Below are 16,351 nucleotides of genomic sequence, written 5' to 3'. Positions count from 1 at the left end.
GTCGAAGATTTGCCCCTCCCGACCTGCATCAGGATTGCGACCCATGAGTGGAGAAATTGGTGGTCGCGTCCCAAAGGGGGATGTGGCGGCGGCAATCAAATCGAATGCACTGCGGCTGACAACCTCACTACTTCGCCGAACCACGCCAGCCCCGCCACCACACCGCGTAGGGATAGGCCAGCCACCATTTGAGTGGAACCTTGCCGTGATGCTGCCGCACCACGGCCATCGCTTCCTGATAATGCCGCTTCCGCTGCGTATTGGTTTTGGTCTGAGCATGCACTCGGTTGACAGCAACCATGTCCGGCACCCTCACGGGCGCACCCGAATGGCGGTAAAGACGCCACCATAAGTCGTAGTCCATCGCCATATGCAAACCGGAGTCCACGCCACCCACCGCCTCCCAGGCACTACGCCGGATGAGCGTGCCGGGCTGGGAAATGACGTTCACCCGCGCCATCGCCCACTCACTGAACGGCAGTACCAGCGACCGGCGGCGCCGACCCGTCGCCTCGACCCAATCCCAAGTGCTGCCATAGGCCAGGGCCGAACCAGGTGCGCGCTCCAACGCAGCCAACAGCCGTGCAAGGCCCTGGGGCAACAACCAATCATCGCTGTTGAGCCAGCAAACATATGGCGCACGGCCCTTTGTTATACCCTCATTGATAGCCTCGGACTGCCCTCTATCGGGATGACTGCGCCAGCCTGCTAGACGGTCCTTCCATCGGTCCAATACGGCCAGCGTGTCGTCGTCCGAGCCTCCATCCATGACAAAGACTTCCACAGGCACATCCTGCGCAAAGATGGAAGACAAAGCCTGATTCAGATAGCGGCCCTGGCGAAACGACGGTACAGCCAAGGTAACCAGGGGCTGGGTCATGGCCCATAGCGCTTCAGGAAATCGGTGTACGCAAGTGCAATTCCCTCGCGCAGCGGGACTGAGGCCGACCACCCCATCTCCCGCATGCGACTGACGTCGAGCAACTTGCGCGGCGTGCCGTCGGGCTTGCTGGCATCGAACACGATCTCGCCATTGAACCCCACAACCTCCATCACCGTGGCCGCCAGCTCGCGAATGGTCACATCCTGTCCGGTTCCAATGTTATAGATACCGCCGCCGACACCCCACTCCATGAGGCGCACGCACGCGTCCGCCAAATCATCCACGTAGAGGAACTCCCGCATGGGCCGCCCCGATCCCCACACAACCAGTTCCGCATCCCCCCGCTCTTTGGCTTCATGGGCCTTGCGAATCAGGGCTGGCAGCACATGGCTGTTGTTCAGGTCGTAGTTGTCGTTCGGGCCATAGAGGTTGGTCGGCATAACCGACAAATAACGTGTCCCATGCTGATGATTGAACGCATCGCACAACTTGATGCCTGCGATCTTGGCGATGGCATAGGGCTCGTTGGTCGACTCCAACGGGCCAGTCAGCAAGTATTCCTCGCGTATTGGCTGAGGACAATCACGGGGATAAATACAGCTCGACCCTAGAAACATCAGCCTGGGCACACCGCTACGCCGCGCTGCATCGATCACATTGCTCTCCATGACCAGATTCTGGAGAATGAAATCGCCCCGCTGGGTATTGTTGGCCTGGATACCCCCCACCTTGGCTGCCGCCAAAAATACATAGTCGGGCCGCTCCCGGGCAAAGAAGGCCTCGACCTCCGCCTGCCGCGTCAGGTCCAATTCCGCGTGGGTACGCGTGATTGGCTCGCCATACCCGCCTAAACGCAGGCGGCGCATTATGGCCGACCCCACCATGCCCCGATGGCCGGCAATATAAATTCGCAGATGGGATGTATCCGCGTTATTCATGGAAATCATAGGCTGAGAAGCCATGTTTCTTGACCAATTCATCGCGCTCCGCACTCTTGAGATCTTCGCGAACCATCTCGGCAACCAGGTCGGCAAATGAAGTCCTGGGCACCCAGCCCAGCTTTTCCCTTGCGCGTGTGGCGTCACCCAACAGCGTCTCGACCTCCGTCGGGCGGAAGTAGCGCGGATCGACACGCACAATCACTCGCCCCCGTGCGTCGCGACCTACCTCCTCAACCCCTTGGCCGCTCCACTGGATGGTCATGCCCAGTTCTTGTGCAGCGGCATCCACGAAATCACGCACGCTGTATTGCACCCCCGTCGCAATGACAAAATCTTCGGGCTGATCCTGCTGCAGCATCAGCCATTGCATCTCCACATAGTCGCGCGCGTGGCCCCAGTCACGCCGGGCATCCAGATTGCCAAGGTAAAGGCTATCCTGCAGCCCCAACTTGATGCGCGCCATGGCCCGCGTGATTTTTCGCGTGACGAAGGTTTCGCCCCGCACCGGTGACTCGTGATTGAAAAGAATGCCATTACAGGCATAGACTCCATATGCCTCACGATAATTGACGGTGATCCAGTAGGCATAGAGCTTGGCAACAGCATATGGACTGCGTGGATAAAAAGGCGTGCTCTCCTTTTGCGGCACCTCTTGTACCAAGCCATAAAGTTCGCTAGTGCTGGCTTGGTAGAAACGTGTTTTCCTCTCCAGCCCCAAAATGCGGATGGCCTCCAGCATGCGCAACGGGCCCAAGGCATCCGAATTGGCCGTGTACTCGGGCTCCTCAAAGGAAACCGCAACATGGGACTGAGCCGCCAGATTGTAGATTTCGTCAGGCTGGACCTGCTGGATGATGCGAATCAGACTGGATGAATCCGTCATGTCTCCATAGTGCAGGAAAAAGCGCCGCCCCTGGACATGAGGGTCTTGGTAGAGATGGTCAATGCGATCCGTATTGAGCAGCGATGACCGCCTCTTGATGCCATGAACTTCATAGCCCTTTTCAAGAAGCAGTTCAGCAAGATACGCTCCGTCTTGGCCTGTAACGCCGGTAATAAGTGCAACTTTCATTTGGCCCCTATAATTTTCAAATTAGTTCAAGCACAAGCATTAAATGCCCAGCATATAGCAATATTATTTTATGAAAGACCAAATCGATCATTCTTCATGAGGACTACGATAAATCCACAAACGTGCCAAAAGAAACATGCTGGCTGTGTATGCTGCAGAAGCAAGCACTTGGGCAGGAATGGCAGCCATATGCTGCAACGCCGCACGCAGCACAAACAAGTTCAAAACGAAACATATTGTAAAACTCAATAAATAACGTAAGCTCTGCCCGATGAATTTTCCATTACTTCGGAATACAAAATTCCGAGATAGCAGAAAACCAATGACAAAGCCGACAGCATAGCCGGCAATATTAGCCCAGAGCGGATCCATACCTCCTGCCATCAAGGCAAAAATAATCCCAAACCCCAGCAAGGTATTGACCGCCCCACTGCCTAGAAAGCGCACAAGTACTCGTGCTTCAAGCAGCCATCTGGACATAATATTGAGCCCCCAATGGCACTCCCGTCAACAGAGGCTCAAGTCCGCGGAGCCAAGCCAGGGGCTTGGGAAAAAACAAGGTGTAGCCATGCGTTTCGTTCAAGAATCCAGCTTGACGAGACATTTCCCGCGCCCGACTCAAACTGAACATTTCCGCATCGACGTCGAATGGGCACCGCTCGAATACCCGCCGCGTCAACGGGTTGAAAGGATTATGCTCAAACAGAAAAAGTTGTCCCCCAGGAGCCAATATCCTGCGACAACGCTGAAGTGCGCCTATGCGATCAGCAGGCTTAATGTGGTGAAATACATTGGCAGCAAAAATAACATCGAACTGCTGCTGCTCTATCAACGCCCAGTCACTGCCAAGACGTGCCTTCGGTACCAGCTGCGCGGCGAATTTCAAAGATTCCGGCGACACATCGTAGCCCCAGCACTCAGCGTCAGGGAAAGACTGCAACAAATATGGCAAGCTCCGTCCTGCTCCACAGCCAAAATCCAGCACACGGCGTGGCGCCCGTCCCTTCAGGAGCCGAGCCAATAGATTAACCTTGTATTGTGCAAAATAATCAGCTTCGCCGAGCCCCGAAGGCATCGCGTCCTTCAGCATCCGCTCATAATTAGCTGCATATTGATCAAATTCAGGTTTACTCATGCAGACTCCACCCACGTGCGCGATGCGATGACAAACTGCGGCTTATGATTCAGCTTCAGATATGTGCGCCCTAAATACTCACCTAACATGCCAATACTCAAAGTCTGGACACCTCCAATGAGCAGGATGGTAGCAATCAAAGACGACCAACCGGCTGGAATTTCCGGGTACAGCCATTTTTGCACTATCACATAAAAAATCATTACCAGACTGACACCAGAAAGCAAAAAGCCGGCGTAAGAAGCGATTCGAAGGGGCAAAATGGAAAAGCTAGTAGCCATTTTCAACCAAAGTGACACCGAGCGACGAAGATTGTAATTCCCCTCCCCACTGTGGCGGGCTTGGTGATTTATATCAACGACATGAATATTACGAGTGACATCCAGGATCAATCCATCCACATAGGCATATGGCCCGTCATATCGAATAATCTCAGCCACCACATCAGCGCGGATAGCCTTGAACGAAGATAAATACAATCCTCGCGGCTTCCCTAACAAATGGCGCGCAGCCCAGTCATTGAAGGCACTTCCCAATTTCTTCCAGATTGCATGCTGACGGTTGTTATAGCGCGTGTAACACACGTCATAACCATCTTCAAGCGCAGCGAGCATACGTGCAATGGCATCTGGCGGATGCTGCAGATCATCGTCCATCACAACCACCATCTTTCCACGGGCCTGATGAAGACCTGCCATGATCGCATTGTGCTGTCCGAAATTACGCCGCAACGATAGCCCACGCACAAAAGAATAACGTGCCGCAAGATCACGAATGACCTTCCAGCTGCGATCAGGGCTTGCATCGTTAACTAAAATCAACTCAAACCCAAGCGGCAATTCCAACTTCTTCATTTCCTGCTGCACCTTCTCAGCCAGCAGAGGCAGAATAGGCTCGCTTTGGTAGACCGGAACTACAATGGATAAAGAAATATCAGGCGATTTCATAATATCTCAATAACTAAAGCAGGCAAATATCTTCAAACAATTTTCAGTTTGAGAACGAAATGACCGCGCTCCACAGATAAAATCCTCAAACCACACCAGCTTTACCAATTCGCTTAAACAAATAGTATTTAGCTCCAGTAGCCATTTTTACGGATTTTATTTCCACAAAGTCATTCCTCGATCGAACCAACGCCATTGATTTATCAAGCAATTTCCCTGAGGGAAAGCTCTCATTGGCAACCCCCCCCGTACCAGGCTCACAGGCAACAATATAGTCAGACATTTCAAGCAGTCGCACCCATTCTTGCTCATCTGATTCTATGGCAAACAACCCTTGCAATACAATTTTTCTATTCTTTTTATTAAAGTAATAAGAAAACAAGTCATTATTAACATACCCGGTGACCGTATAATATACAGTCACCAGCCGGGGATTTTTCAGCGAAATATCATCTTCCAGCGCTTGAAAAATATCCTGCGAAACTCTCAAGGAATCATCACTATGCGATGGCTTCTCTCTGGGGAAAGATACCTGCGTCGTCGCGTAGTTCAGCGATAGAACAAAAGCTATCACAGCTGCACCAAAGGCATAGACATAGTGATGAGCCTTTATAGATTTCTCAATCAAGCCAAAAGCCTCTACAAATCCATAAATCACTGCAAACAAAAATAGATAATAAAATGTTGCGGCGAAAAATGGATTCCCCATTCCCAAATAAGTTGGTGCAAACCACGCCAAAAAAGTCATGACCACCAAGCCAGCCAAAACTTTTACCGAATCCTTTTTTCCATAAAATACCAGCACACCGCCAAACAAGACAACTGCAACAGCATAAACATACAGATAGCCCCCCAGCAACCGACTACCATAAACTCCCGTCAAGTACATCCACAGCTTAACGCCCCAGTCTTTTGAATAGACCCAAATATCGCTGCCAGTAGCGTCACTCACATATCGCGTCAAATGATCCCAATTCGCATAATAATATGGCAAAGCCAAAACAAGCGATATCAAGAGGCATTGCACCGCCAAAAACATTGCAGACAAGACAGTTGTGCGGTGAGATGCAGCGTAACTGCTGCGGTATACAGCAAAACTCAAGGACGCCAGCATCATCACGACAACAAAAATAGACGCGGTTGGCTTGGTCAGTAAAGCCAATGCAAACAAGCCCCCCAAAAACAGTCGATCACGAAATGACATCTCTGTAATTGGCTTCGTTACAGCAATAAAAATAGCTATCGCCCCAAAAAGTCCCGCCGGAAGGTCTGGGCGGAATTCCAGCACAGTGGCCATTACAAAATATGGCGCCAAGGCAAAGAATAAAATGGCGACCTGTGCAGGGAAGCGCATGCTACGTGAAATATGCCTTACAAGCAGGAGCATGACAAAGACAACAGCGGTATTTGCAATATAGGGCGCCCAGTCATGAACCCCAAAAATCGCAAATCCAATTGCCGCAAGCAATGTAGAAAACGGTGAGTGCGGTGGATTCTTACCCAGATCCAGTAAGAAATCCGATATACCTCTCTCATAGAATATGCGTAGTCGCGTCAAGCCATCATTGAAATAAACGATATCATCGTACCCTATGGCAGTTGATAGACGGCCATATTGAATGGAAAAGTTAACCGAAAAGCACGTATATAAAATAGATAAAATTATCAAAAATTTTATAGAAACGATTGACGGACGGTTTATATTCAAAACATTCATTGGATACTATTCAATCAGAATTAAAAGCAACACACCGTCAAACTTCAGGGATCAATCTAATTCCAAGCAGTGGTATCCCGATTTCACGAAATTCATTCCTACCACGCGACACAGGCACTTCGATGGCCAGTTCCGGCACATCGCCTGCATCTCTCAAACCCTTGTCAAAAACGACCCTCGTCGCCAAGGTGATTCGCCGTCCTTCCGTTTTCTGATGAGTCAGGCTTGGTAACAAGGTGCCATCCATAGTGAGCTTGCATTTGTCGATCTTTTCAGAGTCCATAGCCGGATGCAGCTCCAATTCCAGCTTCCAGACCCCCGAGCGCTGAATGGGAAGATAGAATTTGGTGGCAACCCCTGGCGCTGTCCAGCGCAGGATATATTCATGGTCCTGCTCTCTCGCATGGAGGTTTTCGCCGTGAAAAACATCCATCGCGGTCCAACGGTATTCCTTGCTTTCACGTTGAATATCAGCTTCGGCACGGAGCTTCTTCATGTATCGCTGACGAAGCTCCATACGTACTTGTGATGTACTAGGCGTTGGTAGGTTGCCGAGAATTTCAGCATGAAGCGCGGCCCGATTTTCTTTAAATATAGCCTGCGCCTCAGCATAAAGTGCAAAATCCGGTGCAAACCATTCTTCAAGTTGTGCAAGAAAAGCAGGATCTACGCTGGAAATATCGGCACGTGACTCGGTCGCATTAAAACGCCCAGTGGCCTCCGGGGGCAGGAAGCCCAGCTCATGAGCCATCAGATTGACGCTGTCCTCCATCTCTTCCGTCAATCCGACGGCCACGCATTGACGCAGATTTTTGCAGGCCTCTGCCAACGCGGCCTTGGCACGCACAGAAACGGCCTCCGCGCCAGTGTGTTCGTCATCGCTGGTGTCCGCGATGAAATGCCGAACCATCGTATTTTGGAAGCGAATTTCTGCGCGAATCCACTCTTCAAAACTCGGCCCTCTATTAATACGATTGCGCTGCTGAAAGTAATGGTACATCGACAGTAACCGATCTATCGGATGTCGAAGCATCGTTGCGACACGTGTGTCGCCTGGTGGAAAAGCTGCAGCTATCGTCCATGCAAAATGTCCGGAATAAAATGGTACACGATGCGCAGACCAGGGGTGCAATAGAAAATCTGCCGGCTCATATGCGCCAGAATAAGGTGCAAAACATTCATCCGCTGCGTATCCATTTGCAGTCAAAATAGCGGCAGTAGTGCCACCGCATTTGGTGACATGCAAAAAATAACGCGAGACATCACCTGGCTGCTCGCGCGTCACGGTCTGATCTACCGACAGCCAGTTCACCAATTTCAGCGGCAAACCGAAAAGTCGGCCATCCTTCGCGCCCTGAAAAGGATAAACACTGACAGCTATTTCATGCCACCCAGAAACATCGACCTCGACATCGATCAACAGACGGGTGGGCTGTACGCTGATTGCAGAGCGGGGTAAATTTTTACCATTCAAGCGAATCCGCACTAGCTCTGTCGGATTCAGTGGTCGTGCAGTGCTCCATTCAAGGACTACTCTCCGGCCTTCTCCCGCATGTAGTGGCAGGATGATTTGAAAGCAGGGAAGCGTCCAGCGTATCGTTCCTTGTTCAGTGCCCTCGGCATCATGGGTCCCGAAAACTCGCGCAGGTGAAAATCCTCCGGCTGCACGCCACTCGCCATACCGGGCGAAATCGCTGGGCCGAACAATAGTGTGCTTCGATATTACCGCATGACGCTCAGCGAGATATGAATACCGTCCTTTTTGCACCAGCCTGGAAAACCATTCGACAAAAAGATGATGTGCGGCTATCGAGTCTTCGTTTGCTATTGCCTGATCCAGCTGCGCCTTCGCTTCAGAGGCAGCCTTGACCGCATCCTCCAAGCGCTCCTTGGAGCCCGAGTGCGACAGGGCGCGGCACTTGGAGGCCCATGCGAGATACGGGCCAAGCGAGCCAACGGGGTCTCTGTGAAGGATTTTCCGGAGCCCCAGCCAAAGTATCTGCGCCTTGTCCTTGGCCGGATACGACATCAGCCGGATATGCTCGTCTTTCGTTTGTTCAAGCAGTGCGTCCAGTTCAGGAATCGATGGAAAGAGGGTGGCAGCAGGTTCCTCTGAATGTTCGTACAGGTACTTAATCTGGCCATATGCAAAATCGACAGTGAAGGCTTCAAGGTCGTCATATTCCCCGATATAACCATGCTTCACCACCGCACGTTCGGCAACACCCAGTTTCAGGCCCTGGGTCTTCATGGTTGCGGCAAAAAGCCACTCCGCAAAATGCCCAAACTCTCCACGAAACCCGCCTACGGCATCGTAGGCCTCTCGCCTGATCACAAAGCACTGATCCAGCACCCGAAGCCAGTCATGGGACTGGAGCTTGCCACGGATGTCCTTGCTGTAGATATCGCACTCAATGCGTGATAGCAGATTGCTGGTAAGGCCATGGGTTGGCGCACTGAATGCAGCCCAATCGGACCGCTCCTGAGCCACGCCGACCAGATAACTCAAGGCGTCCGGTTCCGGAATGCAATGCGACTCCGAGAACAACAACAGATCGGTGTCAGCATGACGAGCCACGTCTTCAATCAAGGTCATATCATGGCCCTGATCAAGTTCTAGAAGCAAGTCTCCGCCTCCCAAAAGCGTGCGGACTTCCTGAAGCTCACCACGGTCGAAGTCGGCCGGAGCTCCAATAAGCACCCGATATAGCTCTCGAGGATAATCTTGGCTCGACACCCAGCCCCGTATGCAATCCACCGCAAGCCCGCGATGATACTCGAGCGGAATGATCACAGAAATACGGGTTGCTCCCCCCATCGCGCATATTTTTTGAGAAGGCATATCCGCCTACAAAAAGGTATTTTTCATTTTTTTACCCCCAACACCCTTTTCATCCGATAAGCGATGTCATGATTAACATGCTTTATCAGGTAAGGCAGGAGGGCGCGGTGCGTCTGTGACCAGGTCACGTCCTGCCCCAAGGCACGCTTGCGCAGCCGGGCCATCTCCTCCATGCCGACTTCGTTGATCTGTGCAGACGTTTTCTGCGCTGCATGGATGCGAAAGGCACCCAGGAAATTCGGCAAGCGCACCATGCGCGCTCCGGCGCCGCGAAAACGCAGCAGCAGATCCCAGTCCATGGCGAAACGAAAACTCTCGTCAATCTGACCGCCGCTCTTTTCCCAGATCGTGCGCCGCCAGAACAGTGTTTCCTGCGGAATGAAGTCGGCCCAGGAGAGCACGTTATCGTCGTGAGCGGGTAGCACCCAGCGACCGATTTCGCGGTCTTCCTCATCAATCAGGATGCGATGTCCATAGACCACATCCACCTCAGGATGCTGAGCAAAAAACTCTCCGACGCGATGAAGGGCGCCCGGCATGAGCAAGTCGTCGGAATTGAGCCACCCCATGACGTCGCCACCGGTACAGGCAAAGCCAAGATTGATGGCCTGAGACTGGCCCGCGTCCCTTTTCGACACCCAGCCGGTGAGGCGATCACCATAGGACCGAAGCACCTCGGCAGTGCCATCCGTCGAGCCGCCATCCTGCACGAAGTACTCGAGCTTGGGATAGTTCTGGCCAAGTACGCTATCAAGCGTCCGGCCAATGAAGTGGGCCTGCTGAAAAGATGGCGTGACCATCGATATGGACGGCAAATCCCCTGCCGGCAGACTACTGACGTACGGTTTGGGTAATCCAAGTTGCCGGGGCAGATGCTGGATGAGATGGCCTAGACGGGGCCGCAGGGCCGCCCGTAGATGGCGACCGACAAAACCGATAGAGCGCAGGAACGGCGACAGGGGAGGAAATGCGACACGGTAAGCGGCAAGCGCGCGGGCCTGTTTTCGAATCACAATTTCCTTGCGAATAAGCTGCGCTGCCAATACCTCGCGGGATGTGGATTCTTGGTCAGATTGGGAGGCCGCAGACAGACCCTCCAAGGTCCTGAGCAACGCTTGTTCCTCCGACTCAATCTCCTCGACTGCTTGCCGCTGGCCTAGAAATGCCTTGAGTTCGTTGTCAAGCCGCCGTATCACGGCTTCCTTGGCCTCGCATTCCTTGATGAGAGTAGCAAGATAGGTCTGGTTGCGTACCTGAACCTGGGGAGCCAGCCGTCCAACGGCACCTCTCACCATCGCCAGATCTGCGGCATCGCGAATAAAAAGCACGTTGCCCCAATCCCCGGCTTGCGTCCAGGGGGCATCCCATTCCAGCGATTCAAAACGTCCATTGCGACGGATTACCACTGAATGGCCGTAACCGCGTTCGGTAGCCCAGGCGTGCAGATCAGCAAGCGTATATAGATTTCGGCCACTGGTCTCGGGCAAGGTATCCCAGTACTCGGCCAGAATGAAGCGTGGACGCAACCCTCCCAAGCCGAGCAGCACCGCAAGATCGTGCCCATCAGTGTCAACTTTCAGGAAATCAATCACCCCCGGTAGCTGCTTGTCGGCCACAAGGCCACCCAATGCAACGGTTTCCACTTCGATGGCGCGCGCACTGCGCACAACCGTCGTGGAGTCGCCCAAGTCCGCCAGGGTGTGGTGATAGTCGAGCTCGCGACCTTCAGGGTCGATGGCAATGTGGAAAACGGCTTTGCCAGACCGCTCGGAAGCCGCTTGGGCTCGCACCTCGACACGGGTCTCACGGGCAAAGCGCTCACGCAAGTGCTCCACATGCCGAGGAAGCGCCTCGAAGGCAATCACACGCTCGGCCCCGGCGCCCAAAGCAAGATCGATGAAGGAACCGCGCTCCACACCAACGTCTATGACAACGGGTCCGGCAAGCCGCGACATCACATGAGCGGCCAGTCGATAGTCAAGAGCTTGTCCATGGTCCTCCTGCTGCATATAGAAGTGCTCGGCGAGCCAGGGCGTGAATTCGCGCTCGATGCGCTGGTACAAAGTCTTTTCTGCTGCGTTCAAATCATCAGGCGCCGGCTGGAAGGTCCGGTGCGCTGGCAAGATCATGGTCTGGGCGTCGTAGTCAATGCTCTCGACAGCCTGCCGCTGAACGAAGCTGGCATCGATGCGGGACAGCAAGACCTCATCACTGTCGAGGGACAACACTTCGGTGCCGTATTTCTTGCCCAGCAATTGCCTTAGCTGTTGCATGGCATTTTCAGGATTGCGCTCGACCTGCTCGTAGCGCAAGACAGCATCGGCCACCCTCATCCAGGCCGAACCAGCCTGCACCCAGGCATTCAGTTGACCAAGGTCACAGTCGGACGAAAACTTGCGAAAATAGCTTACCGCCGCCGTGCGGATATCTCGGTAAGAGTAAATAATACAATCGGCAGCATCAGCGAGCGTTTCGCTGTAGTGATGGCATTTAGCGAGAATATTTTCCTCAGCGGTGGCGAACTGTTCTTCGGCTGCTGTGTCGCTGGGATCTATCCAAACCGTTTTCAAATGCTGATCGGCCAATATCTCGTGCACGGCATTGAATGCCCAAGTGGTCATCGAGCGCGGCATGCCGCAGATGAGTATTTTCATGCAGAGTTCTCTTCGCTATTTGAAATTTATTTTCAGACCAGTGCCCCGCGCACCGGCAACCCAAACATTCCCAGGAATGGCGCTGGTTCGTTCTCATAGTCCCAGCGAACCTCGAGTGGGCCAAACCAGCCCGTCGAGTCCAGCTCAACACCTTGGTTCGGGACCTGGGATTCGGAAGCCAGCCTGACTTGGATTGAATACAATCCGGCTTCGAGGCGTAAATCCATCTCGAAATCAAATGCAGACCAGTCACGCTCCGTCGAGACAATGTTATCGAAACCCAGCCTTCTGGAATGCGTGGCATTAATGATCTGGTCGTAGCGGTTCTTGAGCACGAGAGCCACGCGCAGCCGCTCGATATCTCCGCCGCCCTGGAAATAGGCCCGTATCCGGATCGTATCGCCCAGACGCGCCACGACCGTATCGCAGTCGTTTGCATCCAGCACGCGCACAGCGAAGAGAGGTTTTCCCGATGCCACGGGCCGTGACCAAGCAATGTCTTGTGCCAGTTGCGGAAATACACTGTCTGAATTGAAAGACTTGGCGCTGGAAATTGCAGCATGCACGTCCGCCCCTTCCGCAAAATAGCGCCGGATGGCCACCTGCGCGTCTCCAGCATAGATTTGCGCGCCCTTGCGCAGATAGACGGCCCTTTGGCACAGGTCGCGAACCGTACCCATGTCATGGGAAACGAACAAAAGAGTAAGCCCCCGGTCGCGCATCTCCCGCAGGCGGTTGAAGCATTTTTGCTGGAAGAAGAAGTCCCCGACACTCAAGGCCTCGTCGACGATCAGAATGTCGGGATCGCACAGCACCTGCACGGAAAAGGCAAGGCGCATCATCATGCCGCTGGAATATGTTTTCACCGGGCGGTCGATGGCATCCCCGATTTCAGCGAATTCCTCGATTTCAGAAAATCGGTCCACGATCTCTTGGCGCGACAAGCCAAGCAGCAGGCCATTCAGCAGCACATTGTCACGACCTGAATACTCTGGATTGAAGCCACTGCCCAGCTCCAGCAAGGCAGAAACCCGTCCACGAACGCTCACCGAGCCCGTCGTCGGCTTCAGGGTGCCTGTCAGGATTTCAAGCAGTGTGCTTTTACCCCCTCCATTTCGGCCGATGATGGCGACGGACTCTCCCTTTTGGACTTCAAAATTAATGTCGCGCAGAGCCCAATGCTCCCTGACGCCCCGTTCATACTTTGGCCACAGCGTATGCAGCACTCTGGAGCGGGCTGAATCGAAGACTGGATAGCACTTGCTCACGCCCCGGACTGAGATGACAGCGTTATTCATGATCTAGAGCAAATCAGCAAACAAGGGGCGGACCCGCCTAAAAAAATAGAGCGAGCCGTATGCAAAAGCGATGCTGAAGGCCATATAAATAAAAATCCCGGTAGCACCAGGCAAATTCCCAATCAAAAGCAAATCACGAATCCATCCCACCAGCAGTGTGAGTGGATTCCATATCAAAATCGACCGCAATGGCTCAGGCATGCTTTCGGCAGAATAAAATATCGGGGTAACAAACAAAAATACATGACTGATGATGCCAACGATCTGCCCGGTATCGCGTAGCATTACCCCCAGCGCGGAAAATATCCAACCTATCCCCAGCAACAGGGGGAGCATGGCAATAAAAATCATGGGAAAAAAGAGTGCCGTCATTTTTGGCATGCCAAAAAATACCATGCAGCACAGAAACCAGACAGCAATCCCAATGGTCGCATGCAGCAGTGCCACGATAGCGCTCACCAAGGGGAGAATTTCCAGAGGGAAAACCACCTTCTTCACAAAATTCTGGTTTCCCACAACCATCGCAGGCGCTTTTATCAAGCACTCTGAAAATGCGTTGAATACTATCAACCCCGCAAAAACATACAGTGCATAACCGAAGGTTCCTCCTCCTCCGTCCCAACGGGTTTTCAGCACTACACCAAAAACCAAGGTGTAGATGGACAGCAGAAACAGCGGATGGATCAGGACCCACAACACCCCCCCCAGCGATCCTTGATAGCGCCCGGAGAATTCACGCCGTACCAATTCAGCAATCAGGCCTACGTGCTTCATGCTTTGATCTCGCGATGTCTATCAATCATTCAGCAATCCGGCCATAGGTGTCTTCAAACCGCACAATGTCATCTTCCGCCAGATAACTTCCAGATTGCACTTCAATAATTTCCAATGGCACTTTGCCTGGATTTGCCAAGCGATGGACATGGCCTAGAGGAATGAACGTGGATTCGTTCTCGCCGAGCAAGAAGGTCCTGTCGCCATTGGTGACCTGCGCCGTTCCCTTCACCACAATCCAGTGCTCGGCCCGATGGTGGTGCATTTGCAGGCTGAGCTGTGCGCCAGGATGAACCACGATGCGCTTGACTTGAAAACGTTCGCCACTGTCGATGCTGTCGTACCAGCCCCACGGGCGGTGCACCTTGCGGTGAGTCGAAGCCAGGCTCCGCTTTTGCGTTTTCAGCTCTGCCACGATTTTTTTCACGTCCTGGGTTTTGCGCTTGTCCGCCACCAAAATGGCATCGGCGGTTGCCACCACCACCAGGTTATCCACGCCCACGGTGGCCACCAGGCAGGTTTCGGAAAACAACAGGCTGTCGCGGGTGTCGATCGCAAGGGTTTGGCCGGCGTGGGCGTTTCCACTGGCATCGCGTGGCAAAACGTCCCAGAGCGCATCCCAAGCGCCCAAGTCGGACCAACCAGCGTCGAGCGGCACCACGCGAGCCGGCATGTCTAGTTCTTCCTGACCCGGCAGATGTTCCATGACCGCGTAGTCGATGGAGTCGGCCGGGCAAGCAGCAAAGGTTTCACTGTGCGGACGAATGAAGTCCATGTCCCGGCTGCTGTGCTCCATGGCGGAGCGACAGGCTTGAAACATCGCAGGCTGCAACGCCGCCATGGCCTTGAGCCATTGGTCGGCTCGCACCATGAACAAGCCACTGTTCCACAGGTAGTTGCCGCTGGCGACGTATGAATGAGCCAGTTCAAGGCTGGGTTTTTCTTCAAAGCTCTGGATGGAGAACGCGCCAGTACCTACGATGGGATGTGCCTTCTGGATATAGCCGTATCCAGTTTCAGGGCGGTCGGCCACAATGCCAAAAGTGACCATCGCGCCGTCCTGTGCCAGCGGCCAAGCCTCTTTCACGGCCTGGTGCAGGTTCCCTGCGTTTGCGACGACGTGATCTGCAGGCATGGCCAGCAAAATGGCCTGAGAATCGGCCGCGAAGGCGGCCAAGGTCAAAGCAGGGGCTGTGTTGCGGCCGGCAGGCTCCAGCACAAGCTGCGCGCCGTCAACACCGGCTTCCTGCAATTGCTGGGCCGCCAAGAAGCGGTGGGCGCTATTGCACACCACAAGTGGTGGCTTCATCGGGATGGAGGAGTCCAGGCCGTCCAGACGTGTTGCTGTGTCTTGCAACATGGAAACTCCGTCGCCACCCAGTGCCAGGAATTGCTTGGGATAGGTTTCACGGGAGAGTGGCCACAAGCGGGTACCCGAACCGCCACAGAGGATGACGGGGAGCAGGTGATAAGAAGTCATGGGTCGATGATGTCAGCGGGGCTTGCGGTCGCCGCCCTATTGCGAAGGATTTCGTTATCTGCCTCCAGCAGCGCGAGTCGCTGGTTCAAGCGGCGCATGTCCCGTTCAATGCGGGTATTTACCATGTCGGCGTGGAGGGCCTTGACTACCAGCAACACACAGGCCAAAAGCAGCAAGAGCGCTGGCGGGTAGCCAAACCCGGCCCATCCGGCCAAGCGGTCGATCAGGCCCGGCCAAGCTCCCAGCACCGCCGCGACCCCGGCTGCAACGGCCCAGCTAAGGCCATGCATCAGGTAAAGATGATCGCGGCGTATTAGATAGAGAATCAGCACGGCTAAACCCGTGCCCATGAGTGCTGTTGTTACTTGCAAGGGTGCCATTGGGCTCACTACTCCTCCAGGTTTGGATGCGAGACCGTGTGCCGTTCTATCGCGTGCGGAGCGGCCGGGTCAGGGGGCACCACATCGCAGGCGCCCCGGTCGCAAATGCGCAGGGCGTTTTGGTCTGCGGCGATTGTAGAGCCTTGCGTTACTGCGGAACGCCACCGCGCATTCGTCTCGATCCTTACGTAAATCATTGATTTGTTTGAGCCCTTTGGCAGCACACGA

Annotated in this window: 13 protein-coding genes; all 13 read right to left on the bottom strand. The window is 53.8% G+C overall.

The features are described from left to right. Nucleotides 1-127: 127 nt before the first annotated feature. The 13 genes from ACAM51_RS19610 to ACAM51_RS19550 all read right to left on the bottom strand — a co-directional run bounded on the left by ACAM51_RS19610 (nucleotide 128) and on the right by ACAM51_RS19550 (nucleotide 16,123). Complete coding sequence (locus ACAM51_RS19610; RefSeq protein WP_369641616.1) at nucleotides 128-880, bottom strand: glycosyltransferase; 753 nt, start codon at nucleotides 878-880, stop codon at nucleotides 128-130. Then, nucleotides 877-1,821 (bottom strand): GDP-L-fucose synthase family protein, encoded by a 945-nt coding sequence (locus ACAM51_RS19605; protein ID WP_369641615.1) that lies wholly within the window; start codon nucleotides 1,819-1,821, stop codon nucleotides 877-879. Before ACAM51_RS19605 ends, ACAM51_RS19610 begins: the two co-directional genes overlap by 4 nt. Further along, a complete protein-coding gene (gmd, locus tag ACAM51_RS19600) occupies nucleotides 1,814-2,896 on the bottom strand; it encodes a GDP-mannose 4,6-dehydratase (RefSeq protein ID WP_369641614.1) in 1,083 nt (360 codons plus the stop codon). Before gmd ends, ACAM51_RS19605 begins: the two co-directional genes overlap by 8 nt. Nucleotides 2,897-2,983: 87 nt before the next feature. Further along, the gene (locus tag ACAM51_RS19595; RefSeq protein ID WP_369641613.1) at nucleotides 2,984-3,376 is read right to left on the bottom strand and encodes a GtrA family protein; all 393 of its coding nucleotides are present in this window, start codon (nucleotides 3,374-3,376) and stop codon (nucleotides 2,984-2,986) included. After that, nucleotides 3,357-4,031, bottom strand: coding sequence for a trans-aconitate 2-methyltransferase (locus tag ACAM51_RS19590; protein ID WP_369641612.1), 675 nt, complete (start codon nucleotides 4,029-4,031; stop codon nucleotides 3,357-3,359). The genes ACAM51_RS19595 and ACAM51_RS19590 overlap by 20 nt, the downstream gene beginning before the upstream one ends. Next, a complete protein-coding gene (locus ACAM51_RS19585) occupies nucleotides 4,028-4,978 on the bottom strand; it encodes a glycosyltransferase family 2 protein (RefSeq protein ID WP_369641611.1) in 951 nt (316 codons plus the stop codon). The genes ACAM51_RS19590 and ACAM51_RS19585 overlap by 4 nt, the downstream gene beginning before the upstream one ends. Before the next feature lie 85 nt (nucleotides 4,979-5,063). Then, on the bottom strand, nucleotides 5,064-6,695 hold the full coding sequence (locus ACAM51_RS19580) for a glycosyltransferase family 39 protein (protein WP_369641610.1): 1,632 nt from the start codon (nucleotides 6,693-6,695) through the stop codon (nucleotides 5,064-5,066). 37 nt (nucleotides 6,696-6,732) lie between these two features. Continuing rightward, on the bottom strand, nucleotides 6,733-9,537 hold the full coding sequence (locus tag ACAM51_RS19575) for a glycosyltransferase family 2 protein (RefSeq protein ID WP_369641609.1): 2,805 nt from the start codon (nucleotides 9,535-9,537) through the stop codon (nucleotides 6,733-6,735). A gap of 23 nt (nucleotides 9,538-9,560) precedes the next feature. Then, nucleotides 9,561-12,191, bottom strand: coding sequence for an FkbM family methyltransferase (locus ACAM51_RS19570; protein ID WP_369641608.1), 2,631 nt, complete (start codon nucleotides 12,189-12,191; stop codon nucleotides 9,561-9,563). Nucleotides 12,192-12,223: 32 nt separating this feature from the next. Then, nucleotides 12,224-13,489, bottom strand: coding sequence for an ABC transporter ATP-binding protein (locus ACAM51_RS19565; protein ID WP_369641607.1), 1,266 nt, complete (start codon nucleotides 13,487-13,489; stop codon nucleotides 12,224-12,226). Nucleotides 13,490-13,492: 3 nt separating this feature from the next. Then, nucleotides 13,493-14,263, bottom strand: coding sequence for an ABC transporter permease (locus ACAM51_RS19560; protein ID WP_369641606.1), 771 nt, complete (start codon nucleotides 14,261-14,263; stop codon nucleotides 13,493-13,495). 25 nt (nucleotides 14,264-14,288) lie between these two features. Beyond that, nucleotides 14,289-15,743 (bottom strand): mannose-1-phosphate guanylyltransferase/mannose-6-phosphate isomerase, encoded by a 1,455-nt coding sequence (locus tag ACAM51_RS19555; protein ID WP_369641605.1) that lies wholly within the window; start codon nucleotides 15,741-15,743, stop codon nucleotides 14,289-14,291. Then, nucleotides 15,740-16,123 (bottom strand): DUF2304 domain-containing protein, encoded by a 384-nt coding sequence (locus ACAM51_RS19550; protein ID WP_369641604.1) that lies wholly within the window; start codon nucleotides 16,121-16,123, stop codon nucleotides 15,740-15,742. Before ACAM51_RS19550 ends, ACAM51_RS19555 begins: the two co-directional genes overlap by 4 nt. Between the last annotated feature and the right edge of the window lie 228 nt (nucleotides 16,124-16,351).

Origin of the sequence: Acidovorax sp. A79 (assembly GCF_041154505.1) — a bacterium.
Lineage (GTDB): Bacteria > Pseudomonadota > Gammaproteobacteria > Burkholderiales > Burkholderiaceae_C > Acidovorax.
This window is presented reverse-complemented; position numbering and strand designations above follow the sequence as displayed.

What these genes read in the sequence shown, in the direction of transcription:
- ACAM51_RS19575 (WP_369641609.1), bottom strand. Translation starts at nt 9,537, where the DNA reads ATGCCTTCTCAAAAAATATGCGCGATGGGGGGAGCAACCCGTATTTCT.
- ACAM51_RS19565 (WP_369641607.1), bottom strand. Translation starts at nt 13,489, where the DNA reads ATGAATAACGCTGTCATCTCAGTCCGGGGCGTGAGCAAGTGCTATCCA.
- ACAM51_RS19595 (WP_369641613.1), bottom strand. Translation starts at nt 3,376, where the DNA reads ATGTCCAGATGGCTGCTTGAAGCACGAGTACTTGTGCGCTTTCTAGGC.
- ACAM51_RS19550 (WP_369641604.1), bottom strand. Translation starts at nt 16,123, where the DNA reads ATGGCACCCTTGCAAGTAACAACAGCACTCATGGGCACGGGTTTAGCC.
- ACAM51_RS19605 (WP_369641615.1), bottom strand. Translation starts at nt 1,821, where the DNA reads ATGAATAACGCGGATACATCCCATCTGCGAATTTATATTGCCGGCCAT.
- ACAM51_RS19610 (WP_369641616.1), bottom strand. Translation starts at nt 880, where the DNA reads ATGACCCAGCCCCTGGTTACCTTGGCTGTACCGTCGTTTCGCCAGGGC.
- ACAM51_RS19580 (WP_369641610.1), bottom strand. Translation starts at nt 6,695, where the DNA reads ATGAATGTTTTGAATATAAACCGTCCGTCAATCGTTTCTATAAAATTT.
- gmd (WP_369641614.1), bottom strand. Translation starts at nt 2,896, where the DNA reads ATGAAAGTTGCACTTATTACCGGCGTTACAGGCCAAGACGGAGCGTAT.
- ACAM51_RS19590 (WP_369641612.1), bottom strand. Translation starts at nt 4,031, where the DNA reads ATGAGTAAACCTGAATTTGATCAATATGCAGCTAATTATGAGCGGATG.
- ACAM51_RS19555 (WP_369641605.1), bottom strand. Translation starts at nt 15,743, where the DNA reads ATGACTTCTTATCACCTGCTCCCCGTCATCCTCTGTGGCGGTTCGGGT.
- ACAM51_RS19560 (WP_369641606.1), bottom strand. Translation starts at nt 14,263, where the DNA reads ATGAAGCACGTAGGCCTGATTGCTGAATTGGTACGGCGTGAATTCTCC.
- ACAM51_RS19570 (WP_369641608.1), bottom strand. Translation starts at nt 12,191, where the DNA reads ATGAAAATACTCATCTGCGGCATGCCGCGCTCGATGACCACTTGGGCA.
- ACAM51_RS19585 (WP_369641611.1), bottom strand. Translation starts at nt 4,978, where the DNA reads ATGAAATCGCCTGATATTTCTTTATCCATTGTAGTTCCGGTCTACCAA.